Origin of the sequence: Chromobacterium sp. LK11 (assembly GCF_001043705.1) — a bacterium.
Taxonomy (GTDB): domain Bacteria; phylum Pseudomonadota; class Gammaproteobacteria; order Burkholderiales; family Chromobacteriaceae; genus Chromobacterium; species Chromobacterium alkanivorans.
In genome coordinates this window covers 23,977-36,718 of sequence record NZ_LDUR01000020.1, presented here as the reverse complement: position 1 = coordinate 36,718, position 12,742 = coordinate 23,977, and the positions used below count along the sequence as shown (strand labels likewise).

Here is a 12,742-nt window from a genome sequence, read left to right as displayed (position 1 = left end):
GATCACCTCCGTGTAGCGGTTTTTCATTGCCACCCCCACGGCCAAGCGGAGGTGGCAGACCGAACAGGGTTGGCCGACCGGACTACACGACTCCGGCACACCCGTTAAGGTGTCCCCACCCGGCCCGCCATTGTGAGCGCGCACGAGTGCAGCGATCCAAACGCAAGACTCAAGCGCTTGTTCGCAGTGTAGTTCGCCGGACGGCCAAGTCCGGTGCCGCGAGGAACGGCACGGCAGCGATTGTGCACAGCTGCCCGCTGCCCGGTCAAGGCGCAGGCCGGGCGTAAAAAGCCCGTCAATGCTCGCTTACGCGGCCGGTATCGGCTGAGGGCTGAAAATAGCCGGCCGGCAAGCCCGGATGGGTGCGGCAATGAAAAAGCGGCGCGCTCCCCGGGGAGGGGAGACGCGCCGCGAGCTTGAGGCTGGCTGTAGGCTTAGAACGTGTTTACGATCTCGCGAGCTAAGGCGAGACAAGGCGTTGCGGCTGAGAAAGCGGAATGTACTTGCGGTACATGAGCATTTCGAAGCGGGTTTCAACGCCCTTGTCCAACCATCCCGCCGACGCGCAGCAGCTCGTAAACAGGTTCTTAGGTGTTCATCGCCGGGTAGTCGGTGTAACCGCGCGCGTCGCCGCCGTAGAAGGTGGCCGGGTCCGGCGGGTTCAGCGGCGCGCCGCTTTGCAGGCGCTCGGCCAGGTCCGGATTGGCGATATAGCTGCGGCCGAAGGCGGCGGCGTCGATATAACCTTTGCGGATCAGGGTTTCGGCCTTGTCGGCGTCATAGGCACCGGCGCCTATGATCACGCCCGGGTAGCGCTGGCGCAGCGCCTGGCGGAAGCCCTCGTCCAGCACCGGGCCGCCGGCCCAGTCCGGTTCGGAAATGTGCAGGAAGGCCAGTTTGCGCTTGGCCAGTTCCTCGGCCAGGTAGAGCGCCATCTCCAATTGGTCGGTGTTGGAGATGCCGTTGAAGACGCCCAGCGGCGAGATGCGGATGCCCACGTGGTCGGCGTCCCATTCCGACACCACCGCGTCCACCACTTCCAGCAGGAAGCGCGCGCGGTTTTGCACGCTGCCGCCGTATTCGTCGGTGCGGACATTGGCTTGCGGCGACAGGAACTGGTCCAGCAGATAGCCGTGGGCGCCGTGGATTTCCACCAGGTCGAAGCCGGCGCGGCGCGCGTTGTCGGTGGCGCGGCGGTAGTCTTCCAGAATGTCGGCCAGCTCGGACACTTCCAGCGCGCGCGGGGTGTCGCACTGCTCGCGCACCAGGCTGCCGTCGGCGGCGCGGATATTGGTGCGGCTGTCGGCCTGGATCGCCGACGGCCCCACCGGCGCTTCGCCGTCCGGCTGTAGCGAGCGGTGGGAGATGCGGCCGGTGTGCCACAGCTGCAGCGCCGTCAGCCCGCCCTTGGCGTGGACCGCGGCGTTGACCTTGGTCCAGGCCTCCACCTGCGCCTCGCTGTAGATGCCCGGCGCGCCGGCGTAGCCCTTGGCGGTGGGGGAGATGTGGGTGCCTTCGGCCACGATCAGGCCGGCGCCGGCGCGCTGGGCGTAATAGGTTTCCGCCAGCGCGGTGGGCACGTCGCCCGGCTCGGTGTTGCGCAGCCGGGTCAGCGGCGCCATCGCCACGCGGTTTTTCAGGGTCACGGCGCCTACGCGCAGCGGGGTGAACAGTTTGTCGACTTGCATTGCGGTTTCCTTGGCTCTAAGCGGGAGAAAGTGGGAGGCGCGATCACAGATCGAAGCCGAAACCCTGTTTGCGCGCCACCGGCGCGACCTGCGGGAAATACACGTTGCGGTAGTACTGCGCGGTGTTGGCGGACCAGGGCTGGCCGTCGGCGCGCTGTATGCTTTTCCAGTAATCCATGATGGCGGCGTCGTACTGCGCGATCATCGCAGGCAGTTCCGCCGCCTGGTAGCGCTCGCGATGCACGAAGCTGGCGCGCGGCAGCCGCGGCTTGACCGCGCTGTCCTGATCGGCGTAGCCCAGCACCACGCCCACCAGCGGGAAGGTTAGCTCCGGCAGTTCCAGCAGCTCCACCATGGCTTGCGGATCGCGGCGGATGCCGCCAATGGGCACCACGCTGAGGCCGGCGGAACGAGCCGCGGTCATGAGGTTGCCCAGCGCGATGCCGGCGTCCACCGCGCCGACGGCGAAGGCTTCCACGCTATTGTGTATCACTTGCTCGGCGCCGGCCTTTTCCACGCCGATCCGGGTTTTGTAGAAGTCCGGAACAATGGCGACGAAGACCGGCGCCTGGGCGATCCACGGCTGGCCGCCGGCGATCTCCGCGATCTTGCGGCGGCGTTCCGCGTCCTGCACCACCACCAGCGTCACTTGCTGGCCGTTGATGGAGGTGGGGCCTTTCCAGGCGGCGTCCAGCACCGCGTCCAGCACTTCGGCGGGAATGGGCTTGTCCTGGTAGCTGCGCACGCTGCGGTGCTCTTGCATCAGTTCCAGCGTTGAATTCATGATTCAGACTCCTTGAAGTAGACCAGTCGTCTAGTTGTAATGTCAAAATAACCCGCTCCGGGGAGCGGGCGGGGGCGCGGCTTTTTAAGGCTAGGGCGCGCGCAGAATCTGTTGCGTGTGCGCCATCGCCGCCAGCAGCGGCGCGCGCGAATGCTGGGTCTTGAACAGCAGCGCGCTGCCCACCCACAGGCTGTACAGCGCGCTGGCGGTCTCGTCCGGCAGCAGGGCGGCGTCCAGCGAGCCTTCCTGCTGGCCGCGGCGGATGCAGGCGGCCAGATTGCGCACCACGAAGCCCATGCCTTCGGCCAGCGCCTCGCGCATCGGCTCGGACAGGTCGGACACCTCGGCCGCCAGCTTCACCGCCAGGCAACAGCGCTGCGGCTGATCGCAACGGTGGGTTTCCAGCCAGCCGTCGAAATAATGCAGCAGGCAATCGCGGGCGCTGCCGGCGTCCTTGGACAGAAAGTTAACCAGCCTGCCGTCGTATTTCTCGAAATAACGGCGCAGCAGTTCCACGCCATAACCTTCCTTGCTGCGGAAGTAATGGTAGAACGAACCCTTGGGCACGCCGGCCGCGCCGAGGATTTCCGCCAGGCCCACGGCGGAGAAGCTCTTGCCGAGGATGATGGCTTCGCCGGTGGCCAGCAGGTGTTCGCGAGTGTCTGAAAACTGGTTGGGGCGTGACATGGGCTGAAGTCTACTAGACCGGTCGTCTAGTTTCAAGAAATTTATCGCGCCTCGCGCGAAGCGTCGCGGCCGCGAAACTTCCGCGACGCGTCTGTAGGCTACGCGGCGGGCCAGCGGCAATGCCTTTAGCATGGCAAGTGTTGATAATAAGAATCAATTGCAACTAAAATGCCGGGTTTTACGCCAAGCGCCGCTGCGAGAGGAAGCCGTATGAAATCAATCTGGAAGCTGTTGGGCATCGTCCTGCTGAGCGGCTGCGCCGCCCTGTCGCAGGAGGCCGATCCGGCCGGCGATCCGCCCGGCCGCATCGTGGACCTGCGCAGCGGCGAAGCGCTGCAGCCGGCGCAATTGCTGCAAGGGCTGGCGCCGGCGCCGCGCTTGCTGGTGGGGGAAAAGCACGACAACCGCGAACACCACCGCATCGAGCGTTGGCTGGCGGCGGAGTTGGCGGCGCGCCGGCCGCAGGGCAGCGTACTGCTGGAAATGCTGACGCCGTCGCAGCAGGCCAAGGTGGAGCAGACCCAGGCCGGGCTGCGCGCCGGCCAGCCGCTGTCCGGCAAGGCGCTGGCGCAGGCGGTGGACTGGCAGCCGGGCTGGCCGTGGCCCTTGTACGGCGGCCTGGCCGAGCATTTGCTGCGCGCGCCTTACCCCTTGCTGGCGGCCAATCTGGACAAGAACGAGATGCAGGCGGTGTACCGCAGCCAGGTGCAGCTGCCGGGCAAGTTCTCCACGCGGCCAGAGGTGCGCGCCAAGCTGAGCGATCTGATCCGCGAGGAGCACGGCGGGCAGGTCAAGGCCGAGCACCTGGCCTCGATGCTGGCGGTGCAGCAGGCGCGCGACCGGCGCATGGCGGAACGGCTGCTGGCCGCGCCGGCGCCGGCCATGCTGATCGCCGGCGCCTATCACGCCGCCGCCGACATCGGCGTGCCGCTGCATGTGCGCGATGTGCAGCCGCAAGCGCCGCTGCAGGTGCTGATCCTGGCGGAAGAGGGCATGAAGCTGGACGCGCGCCAGGGCGATTACGCCTGGTTCGTCGCGCCGGCCCGGCACTGAGAGGGTTGCGTCAAAATTTGATAATGATTCTCATTACGTATAATATTTCCAACTCAAACAAATAAACCTTCGCTGGAATTTCCGATGATGAACACCATGAAACGAGCGGCTGCCGGCTGCGCGCTGGCAGGCGCGTGCTGGCCGCTGGCGGCGCTGGCGGAAGCCGGCGCGGCCATGCCGGCCGACCTGAGCGCGCTGGGCATGTACCGCGCCGCCGACCCGGTCGTGAAGACCGTGATCCTGGGCCTGCTGCTGGCGGCGCTGGCCTGCTGGGTGGTGCTGCTGGTCAAGGGCGCGGCGCTGTGGCGCGCCGACCGCGCCACCGGCCGCGCGCTCAGCCTGCTGGGCGAGGCCGCCACGCTGAGCGAGGCCCGCGCCGGCTGCGCCGCGCAGCCGGCGCACGAGCCGGCCCGCGGCTTGCTGGCCGAAGCCGACGCCGAGCTGCGCTTGTCCTCGCCCGGCGCGCCGCGCGACAGCGTGCAGGCGCGGGCGGGCTTCCGGCTGGAGCAATGGCAGGCGGAGCAGGGGCGGCGCTTGGCCGCCGGCATCGGCCTGCTGGCCACCATAGGCGCGGTGGCGCCCTTCGTCGGCCTGTTCGGCACGGTGTGGGGCATCATGAACAGCTTCGTCGGCATCGCCCGCAGCGGCAGCAGCTCCTTGGCCACCGTGGCCCCGGGCATCGCCGAGGCCTTGCTCGCCACCGCCGTCGGCCTGGTGGCCGCCATCCCCGCCGTGGTGATCTACAACCTGTTCAGCCGCGCGCTGGCCCGGCACAAAGGCCGCAGCCAGCAGGCGGCCGGCCTGGCGCTCTTGCTGCTTAGCCGAGAGCTGGACGTCCGCGCGGAGAGCGCTTGAATGGCCGGCGGTTTTCCCAGCAGCCAGGACGAGGGCCTGGCGGAGCTGTCCGACATCAACGTCACCCCCTTCATCGACGTGATGCTGGTGTTGCTGATCATCTTCATGGTGGTGGCGCCGCTGTCCACCGTGGACACCCGGATCGAACTGCCGGCCTCCAGCGCGCGCGAGCAGCCGCGGCCGGACAAGCCGCTCTACCTGTCGATGAATCAGGACCGCTCGCTGCAACTGGGCAAGCAGCCGGTGACGCTGGCGGAGCTGGCCGCGCGGCTGGACCGCGACAGCGGCGGCCGTCGCGACACCCCGCTGTTTTTCCAGGCAGACCGCCAGGCGCGCTACGAAGACGTGATGGCGGTGATGGACGCTTTGCGCGAGGCCGGCTATCTGAGCGTCGGCCTGGTCGCCCGTGAGGGCGGCTGAGATGGCCGTCGCCGCATGGGACCGTCCGCCGCTGCCGCTGGCCAGCTGGGGCAACGCCTGTCTGCTGACGCTGGGCGCGCCGCTGCTGGCGCTGCGCCTATACCTGTCCGTGGCCGAGCCGGTTCCGGCCCCGGCCGCGCCGGCCGCCGTGATGCGGGTGTGGGCCGCGGAGGTCAGCGCCGAGCCGTCCAGCCGTCCGCTGCCCACCGGCGCGCAGCAAAGCCTGGCCGCCGCCGCCAGCCGGCCCAAGGCCGAGCGCCGTCCGGAGCGGCTGCCCAAACTGGCCGAGGCGGAAGCGCCGCGGCTGTTGGCGGCGCGGCAAAGCCGGGAACAGCCCGCGGACAAGGCGGAGGCGCGGGACAGCGAGCAGGCCTCGCAATCCGCGCCGGCCGCCAGCAGCGCCGCACCGCGGGCCGACGCCGGGGAGGTCGCCGCCGCGCCGTTCAATAGCGAGGGCGCCGCGCGCGCGCTGAAGCAGAGCTGGGAGGGACGGGTGCAAAGCCATCTGGCGCGTTTCCGCCGCTATCCGGAAGACGCCAGCCGCCGCCGCCGCGACGGGGTGGTGAAGATGAGCTTCGTCGTCGACACCGACGGCCGGGTCTTGTCCAGCCAGCAATTGGCCGGCTCCGGCACCGCCTCGCTGGACCGCGAGGCCGCCGCCATGCTGCAGCGCGCCCAGCCTTTGCCGGCGCCGCCGGCGGATCTGCTCAAGGGCGGCCGCGTCAGCGTCAGCCTGCCGATGCGTTTCGAGCTGAGCGAGATTTAGCCGTCCTTCACCGCGCCGCCGCGCTTGCGGAACGGCGGTGAGAGGCGCGCGCATTCCGTTTCGTCGGCGCCGTAGCGCCTACCCGTCTGGTTTTCCGCGCCGGCTTTGGCCGCGCGCATTCTGAATCGAGGTTCGCATGAAGTTGCATCCCCATCTGTCCGCGGCGGCGCTGGCCGGCGTTTTGCTGGCGTTCGCGCCGGCCGCGTCCGCGGACGCGCCGCCGCAAGCCGAGCGCCGGCCGCAAAAGCTGGAAGCGCACGGCGACGTGCGCGTCGACGACTACGCCTGGCTGCGCGACGACAGCCGCAGCCGGCCCGAAGTGCTGGCCCATCTGCAGGCGGAAAACCGCTACGCCGAGGCCCAGCTGGCGGCCGCCGAGCCGCTGCGCCGCACGCTGCTGGCCGAGATGCGGGCGCGCGTCGGCGAGCGCGAAAGCTCGCTGCCCTTCGTCGACGGCGGCTGGCGCTATCGCGAAAGCTATGCGCCGGGCGGCCAGCAGCCGCGGCTGGAGCGCCAGCCCGCCGCCGGCGGCCGCTGGCAGCTGCTGCTGGACGGAGCCGAGCGCGCCGCCGGCCAGCGCTACTACCGCTTGGGCGCCTGGAGCGTGGCCGCCGGTCGGCCTATGCTGGCGGCGGCGGAAGACCTGGGCGCGCGCGGCGCGGCTAGGCTGTCGCTGCGCGATCTGTCCAGCGGCCGCTGGCTGCCGGAAACCCTGGAGCAGGCGTCCGGCAGCCTGCAATGGAGCGCCGACGGCGGCAGCCTGTTCTACGTCAAGCTGCACCCGCAAACCCTGCGTCCCTACCAGCTGTACCGCCACCAGCCTGGCCAGCCGCAGAGCCGGGACGCGCTGCTGTATCAAGAGGACGACGAGGCCTTCTCGCTGAACCTGTCCAACACCGCCTCGCGCCGCTATCTGCAATTGATCGCCAGCAGCGCGGACAGCTCGGAAACCTGGCTGCTGGACGCGCGCGCGCCGGACGCGCCGCCGCGGCGCTTCGCCGCGCGCCAGCCCGGCCGCGAATACTATCTGGATCACTACCGCGACCGTTTCTATCTGCGCTCCAACCACGCGGGCGGCCGCTTCGGCCTGTACCGCGCGGCGGCGCCGGGCGCGGACTGGGAGACGGTGCTGGCGCCGGACCCCAAGCGCGAACTGGACAGCTTCCAGCTGTTTCGCCGCTATCTGGTGGTCAAGGAGCGCGCCGACGGGCTGACCCGCATCCGTCGCATCGCCTGGCAGGGCGGCGGCGAGCGCAGCCTGAGCTTCCCGGACCCGAGCTACCGCGCCTGGCTGGCCTATAACCCGGACCCGGACAGCGGCCGCCTGCGCTACGGCTATTCCTCGATGAGCATGCCTACGTCCACCTATGAATGGGACATGGCCGGCGGCGGCAGCCGCCTGCTGCAGCGCAAGGCCGTCGCCGGCTATCGGGCGGGGGACTATCGCAGCGAGCGGGTCTGGCTGACGATGCGCGACGGCGCGCGCGCGCCGGTGTCGCTGGTCTACCGCAAATCCTTGTTCCGCAAGGGCGCCAGCCCCTTGCTGGCCTACGGCTACGGCGCTTACGGCACCAGCATGGACGCCGCCTTCGGCAGCCAGCAGCTCAGCCTGCTGGACCGCGGCTTCGTGTTCGCCATCGTCCATGTGCGCGGCGGCGGCGAACTGGGCGAAGACTGGCACCGCCAGGGCAAGCTGGCGCTCAAGACCAACAGCTTCAACGATTTCGTCGACGCCGGCCGCGGCCTGCTGCGCCTAGGCTACGCCGCGCCCGGCCGCTTGTACGCGATGGGCGGCAGCGCCGGCGGCCTGCTGGTGGCCGCGGCGATGAACCAGGCGCCGGAACTGTTCCGCGCGGTGGTGGCGCAAGTGCCCTTCGTCGACGTGCTCTCCACCATGCAGGACCCGAGCCTGCCGCTGACCACCAGCGAATACGGCGAGTGGGGCAATCCGGAGCAGGCCGACGCCTACCGCTGGATCAAGGCTTACAGCCCCTACGACAATGTCGGCGCGCGGCGCTATCCGCATCTGCTGGTCAGCGCCGGCCTGCACGACGGCCAGGTGCCGTACTGGGAGCCGGCCAAATGGGTGGCCAAGCTGCGCGAGCGGCAATGGCCGGGCCAGCGTCTGCTGCTGTTCACCGACATGACGGCCGGCCATCGCGGCCAGTCCGGCCGCCTGAACCGGCTGGAGGCGGCGGCGCGCGATTACGCCTTCCTGCTGACGGTGGACGCCGAACCGCCGGTCCAGCCCCAAGCGCCGCTGTGAACCTGATCTTGACGTCCGTCGCCGGCCGCGCCGGCGGCGGCCTGGAGTTTTTCCCGATGCCCATTCCGCCCCAAGCCCGGCCGTCCCACTCGCGGCTCTCCTGTTCCATGCCGTCCGTTTTCGCGCCTGACGCGGCGGACGGCGCCCACTGTGGAGAGTTTGCTTGTGAAAAAGAAAATGATGGTCCGGCTGGTCAGCGCCGCCCTGGCGGTGGCAGCCGCCCCGGCCGGCGCGGCGGAAAGCGTTGCCGGGCAGGGGAATGTTGAGTTCAAACCCTTGGTGGTGTCCGGAGACGCGCTGAGCGACGAGCAGCGCGCGCTGGAGAAACCCGGCGCGGTCAGCAGCCGCGGCGCGGACACCAAACTGCAATCGCTGGACAGCATCCTGCGCGGGATTCCCGGCACCTATACCCAGATCGATCCCGGTCAGGGCGCGGTCAGCGTCAATATCCGCGGCCTGAGCGGCCTGGGCCGGGTCAACACCATGGTAGACGGCGTCAGCCAGAACTATTACGGCTCGGCGCCGTCCTCCTTGAGCCACGGCGCAGCGCCGTCAAGCTCCTTCGGCGCGCTGATCGATCCCAATTTCATTGTCGGCGTGGACGTCAACCGCGGCACCGGCGGCGGCGCCAGCGGCGTCAACGCGCTGGCGGGCAGCGCAAACTTCCGCACCCTGGGCGTGGACGACGTGATCTTGGACGGCCAACAACAGGGCGCGCGCCTCAAATACAGCGTGGGCAGCAACGGCCTGGGCCGCAGCGGCATGGTTGCCGGCGCCGCGCGGACGGAGTTTGCGCCCGGCGTGCGCTTGGGCCTGCTGGGCGCGATCAGCAGCAGTTCGATAGGCGGCAACTACCGCAACGCTCAGGGCGTGGACAGCGAGGCTTTCGGTTTCGGCTACGATGAGCACTTCACCCAGAACCCGCAGTCGCAGATGTTCAAGGCCAATCTGCGCGTAGGCGATGTCCACGAGGCGGAACTGTCGGCGCGGCGCTACCGCAACAACTTCGTGCGCCGCGACATCCAGAGCGACGACTTCTACCTGAAGTACAACTACACCCCGCATTCGGAATGGCTGGACTTTTCCGTGCTGGCCAGCCACGGCCGCGGCCGCCAGGCCTACCAGCGCAACTCGCTGTTCAGCTTCTACAACAGCAGCACCGATAACATCGGCGACGCGCTGGAAGCGCGCAACAGCAGCCGCTTCAGCCTGGCCGGCGGCGACGCCACGCTGAGCGTAGGCGGCAAGTGGATGCGCAACCGCTTTACCCGCAATGTGAACAGCATGGTGCAAAACACCGACGGCAACCCGGACGCCAACCAGCAGGCGATAGAAAACAATATCTTCGCGCCGGCCGGCCGCCAGGAAATCCGCAGCCTGTTCACCGGCCTGGAGTTCCGCCGCGGCATTTACACACTGCAGGCCGACCTCAACTACAGCCGCTTCGCGCTCAGCGGCCACAAGCCGGCTTGCGATCCGCGGGTGGAATGCTTCCCGCAAGGCGCGGCCGACATCAAGCTGGAAGAAAGCGCGCTGAATCCCTCGCTCTTGCTGTCCGCCGAGATCAAGCCCTGGTTCCAGCCCTTCGCCAGCTATGCGCGCACCATGCGCGGGCCGAATCCGCAAGAGGCCTTCTTCGCCAATTCCGGGGGCCAGTCGATGAATCCCTTCCTGAAAAGCGAGCGCGCCGAAACCTACCAATTGGGCGTGACGTCGATGTTCCACGGCCTGCTGAGCGAGCGCGACACCCTGCGCACCAAGGCGCTGTTCTACCGCAGCCGCATCGCCGATTACATCTCCAGCCAGTCCTTCAATGTGTGCAAGGGCGGGCGTAAATGCACAGATGACGAGTATTGGACCAACGCCTCCGACGACTACATGGACGGCATGACCATCTACACCAATTCGCTGACCCCGGTGCGCACCCGCGGTTTCGAGCTGGAAGCGGACTACGACGCCGGTTTCGCCTACGCGCGGCTGTCCTATAGCCGCGAGCACACCAGCCAGCCGACCTCCTTCGCCAGCGGCATGTTCTCCGTGGGCAATGTCAGTGAACTGCCGGACGAGTACTACACGCTGGACCTGGGCAGCCGCTGGCTGGACCGCAAGCTGGAAGTGGGCGCGCTGTTCAAGCGCGACGGCGCCAACCGCCGGCTGTCGCCGGACCAGTTGCAGGACCCTGACACCAGCGCCTACCTCAAGGAGGAGCGGAAGGCCAATCCGGTGATCATCGATCTTTACGCCAGCTATCGCGTCAACAAGCAATGGCTGATCCGCGCCGGCGTGCGCAACCTGACCAACCGCAGCTATTCCGAGCCGCTGAACACCTTGAATTCGCTTCCGTCGCAGTCGTCGGACATTTCGCCCAACAGCACGGCGCGCGGCCGCAGTTATATGCTGGCCGCCGAGCTGCGCTTTTAAGAACCCGTATACGATCTGCTGCGCGTCGGCGATACGGCGTTGAAACCCGCTTCGAAATGCTCATGTACCACTCGTACATTCCGCTTTCTCAGCCGCAACGCCTTGTCTCGCTCTGGCTCGCGAGATCATAAACAGGTTCAAAGCCAGGTCGTCTCAAGGTAGATTGTTCAGGTTCCGGCATGACCGGAACCTGGACAAGACCAAACGACAAAGGAGATCTCCATGAACAAGCTCAGTCGCGCCGCCATCGCCGCTTTGTGCGCGCTCAGCGTAGGACACGGCGCGCAGGCCGCCGAGGCGGAAAACCGCAACGGCCCGTCCGGCAACGGCGGCAATAATCTGCTGATCGCCGCGGCGGCCTGGAAACAGACCGCGGCGGAATACCGCGCGCTCTACCATCAGGCCTTCAATCTGGCGCGGATGCGGCTGGACCAGGCCTTGGCCGCGCGCAAGCCCGGCGACAAGCCGCTGGCGGTGATCACCGACATCGACGACACCGTGCTCAACGCCGTCAATTACTGGGGCTATCTGATCCAGCAGAACCGGGATTTCTTCGACGACGCGATCTGGGACAAATGGATTCCGGAGAACAAGCTGACCGCGACGCCCGGCTCGCTGGACTTCTTCAACTACGCCAAAGCGCAGGGCGTGGAAGTGTTCTACGTCAGCAGCCGAGATCAGGGCGACAAGACCTATGAGTACGCGCTGGGCAATCTGCGCGCCGCCGGCTTTCCCTTCGTCGACGAAAAGCACGTGACCATTCTGCGCGACAGCTCCAACAAGGAGCCGCGGCAGAAGGAGATCGCCGCCCAGTACGAGGTGGTGGCGATGCTGGGAGACAATCTCAATGACTTTCAGCGCAAATACTACGTCAAGGACGTGGACGAGCGCGCGCGGCTGATGGAGGAAGACCGCGACTTGTTCGGCCGCAAATTCATCCTGATGCCCAATCCCACCGACGGCCACTGGATGCGCGCCATCTTCGGCGACTCCGAACCGCCGGCCACGGACCGCAATCGCGAGACCTTCAAGAAGGCGGCCAGCAAGTCCGCCTGGCAGCCGGCGCCTTGAGAACGTGTTTACGATCTAGCGAGCCTGGGCCCTGCGGGCGTTTGCTTCGCGCCGGGCCCGCCACTATGATAGCCGCGGGAGCGCCGCGCGCTGCCCTCGTTTCCGCGGTAGGCGAAGCCTGCCGCGGGTTTGACTCCTCATCTTGCCTTGAAGCCATGTCTGCCGACGCCACCGCCACCGTTTCCCCGTCCGATGCATCCGCCGCCGAGCGCGCGCTGGAGCCGGCCATCGCCCCTCACTTGCAATTGCTGGCGCATAGCGCCGGCGAGGAGGTGAGCCGGACCCACGCCAAGCTCGGCCTGCTGCTGTTGTGGTTGAGCGACGACGTGCTGGGCGCGGTGAACGCGGATTTGCAGGCGCTGGACGTGACCGAGAGCAAGCTGAACGTGTTGATGCTGTTTTCGCTGCAAGAGCAGGGCTGGTGGCGGAACGGGCCGTTGACCCCGTCGGCGATCGCCGACTATCTGGGCGTGACCCGCTCCACCGTCACCGGCCAGCTGGACTGGCTGGAACGGCGCGGCCTGCTGCAACGACAACTGCGCGACGAAGACCGCCGCAGCCTGGGGCTGAGCCTGACCGAGGCCGGCCGGGAACTGCTGTGGCAAGCGCTGCCGGGCTTCTGGCGCGCCTGCCAGCGCCTGACCGAGGCGCTGGACGAAAGCGAGTGCGCGGCGCTTTGGGCCTTGCTCGCCAAGGTGTGGAGTCGACTGAAAGCGGACTGAAGCCGCCTT

General features: G+C 67.8%; 12 protein-coding genes. 8 read left to right on the top strand and 4 right to left on the bottom strand.

Going from position 1 to position 12,742, the window contains the following annotated elements:
* Positions 1-587: 587 nt before the first annotated feature.
* The 3 genes from nemA to VK98_RS13695 form a co-directional block, all read right to left on the bottom strand.
* Positions 588-1,688, bottom strand: coding sequence for an N-ethylmaleimide reductase (gene nemA / locus VK98_RS13705; protein ID WP_048414569.1), 1,101 nt, complete (start codon positions 1,686-1,688; stop codon positions 588-590).
* Between the two features lie 43 nt (positions 1,689-1,731).
* Complete coding sequence (locus VK98_RS13700; RefSeq protein WP_048414568.1) at positions 1,732-2,472, bottom strand: NADPH-dependent oxidoreductase; 741 nt, start codon at positions 2,470-2,472, stop codon at positions 1,732-1,734.
* A 90-nt stretch (positions 2,473-2,562) separates the two neighbouring features.
* On the bottom strand, positions 2,563-3,159 hold the full coding sequence (locus VK98_RS13695) for a TetR/AcrR family transcriptional regulator (protein WP_048414567.1): 597 nt from the start codon (positions 3,157-3,159) through the stop codon (positions 2,563-2,565).
* Between the two features lie 210 nt (positions 3,160-3,369).
* Here VK98_RS13695 and VK98_RS13690 point away from each other — a divergent pair, with 210 nt between their 5' ends.
* From VK98_RS13690 to VK98_RS13675, 4 genes are all read left to right on the top strand, one after another.
* Positions 3,370-4,212 (top strand): ChaN family lipoprotein, encoded by an 843-nt coding sequence (locus VK98_RS13690; protein ID WP_048414566.1) that lies wholly within the window; start codon positions 3,370-3,372, stop codon positions 4,210-4,212.
* 96 nt (positions 4,213-4,308) lie between these two features.
* Positions 4,309-5,067: a tonB-system energizer ExbB gene (gene exbB / locus VK98_RS13685; RefSeq protein WP_082159020.1), complete on the top strand. Its 759-nt coding sequence runs from the start codon at positions 4,309-4,311 to the stop codon at positions 5,065-5,067.
* Positions 5,068-5,487 carry a TonB system transport protein ExbD gene (gene exbD, locus VK98_RS13680; protein WP_048414565.1) on the top strand — a complete coding sequence of 140 codons (420 nt, stop codon included), beginning with the start codon at positions 5,068-5,070 and terminating at the stop codon, positions 5,485-5,487.
* A gap of 1 nt (position 5,488) precedes the next feature.
* Entirely contained in the window at positions 5,489-6,253 is a 765-nt protein-coding gene (locus tag VK98_RS13675) for an energy transducer TonB (RefSeq protein ID WP_053077389.1), read from the top strand.
* Here VK98_RS13675 and VK98_RS24360 read toward each other — a convergent pair.
* Positions 6,250-6,372, bottom strand: a complete 123-nt coding sequence (locus tag VK98_RS24360; RefSeq protein WP_255360656.1) for a hypothetical protein — start codon at positions 6,370-6,372, stop codon at positions 6,250-6,252. The two genes, VK98_RS13675 and VK98_RS24360, sit on opposite strands and share 4 nt — an antisense overlap.
* 17 nt (positions 6,373-6,389) lie before the next feature.
* On the opposite strand from VK98_RS24360, the gene VK98_RS13670 reads away from it, so the two are divergent.
* From VK98_RS13670 to VK98_RS13655, 4 genes are all read left to right on the top strand, one after another.
* Positions 6,390-8,519: an oligopeptidase B gene (locus tag VK98_RS13670; RefSeq protein WP_048414564.1), complete on the top strand. Its 2,130-nt coding sequence runs from the start codon at positions 6,390-6,392 to the stop codon at positions 8,517-8,519.
* 165 nt (positions 8,520-8,684) lie between these two features.
* The gene (locus VK98_RS13665) at positions 8,685-10,940 is read left to right on the top strand and encodes a TonB-dependent receptor domain-containing protein (protein WP_197083045.1); all 2,256 of its coding nucleotides are present in this window, start codon (positions 8,685-8,687) and stop codon (positions 10,938-10,940) included.
* A gap of 222 nt (positions 10,941-11,162) precedes the next feature.
* Complete coding sequence (locus VK98_RS13660) at positions 11,163-12,011, top strand: 5'-nucleotidase, lipoprotein e(P4) family (protein ID WP_082159012.1); 849 nt, start codon at positions 11,163-11,165, stop codon at positions 12,009-12,011.
* A gap of 155 nt (positions 12,012-12,166) precedes the next feature.
* Positions 12,167-12,733: a MarR family winged helix-turn-helix transcriptional regulator gene (locus VK98_RS13655; RefSeq protein WP_048414563.1), complete on the top strand. Its 567-nt coding sequence runs from the start codon at positions 12,167-12,169 to the stop codon at positions 12,731-12,733.
* Positions 12,734-12,742: the final 9 nt, after the last annotated feature.

What these genes read in the sequence shown, in the direction of transcription:
- nemA (WP_048414569.1), bottom strand. Translation starts at nt 1,688, where the DNA reads ATGCAAGTCGACAAACTGTTCACCCCGCTGCGCGTAGGCGCCGTGACC.
- VK98_RS13700 (WP_048414568.1), bottom strand. Translation starts at nt 2,472, where the DNA reads ATGAATTCAACGCTGGAACTGATGCAAGAGCACCGCAGCGTGCGCAGC.
- VK98_RS13695 (WP_048414567.1), bottom strand. Translation starts at nt 3,159, where the DNA reads ATGTCACGCCCCAACCAGTTTTCAGACACTCGCGAACACCTGCTGGCC.
- VK98_RS13690 (WP_048414566.1), top strand. Translation starts at nt 3,370, where the DNA reads ATGAAATCAATCTGGAAGCTGTTGGGCATCGTCCTGCTGAGCGGCTGC.
- exbB (WP_082159020.1), top strand. Translation starts at nt 4,309, where the DNA reads ATGAAACGAGCGGCTGCCGGCTGCGCGCTGGCAGGCGCGTGCTGGCCG.
- exbD (WP_048414565.1), top strand. Translation starts at nt 5,068, where the DNA reads ATGGCCGGCGGTTTTCCCAGCAGCCAGGACGAGGGCCTGGCGGAGCTG.
- VK98_RS13675 (WP_053077389.1), top strand. Translation starts at nt 5,489, where the DNA reads ATGGCCGTCGCCGCATGGGACCGTCCGCCGCTGCCGCTGGCCAGCTGG.
- VK98_RS24360 (WP_255360656.1), bottom strand. Translation starts at nt 6,372, where the DNA reads ATGCGCGCGGCCAAAGCCGGCGCGGAAAACCAGACGGGTAGGCGCTAC.
- VK98_RS13670 (WP_048414564.1), top strand. Translation starts at nt 6,390, where the DNA reads ATGAAGTTGCATCCCCATCTGTCCGCGGCGGCGCTGGCCGGCGTTTTG.
- VK98_RS13660 (WP_082159012.1), top strand. Translation starts at nt 11,163, where the DNA reads ATGAACAAGCTCAGTCGCGCCGCCATCGCCGCTTTGTGCGCGCTCAGC.
- VK98_RS13655 (WP_048414563.1), top strand. Translation starts at nt 12,167, where the DNA reads ATGTCTGCCGACGCCACCGCCACCGTTTCCCCGTCCGATGCATCCGCC.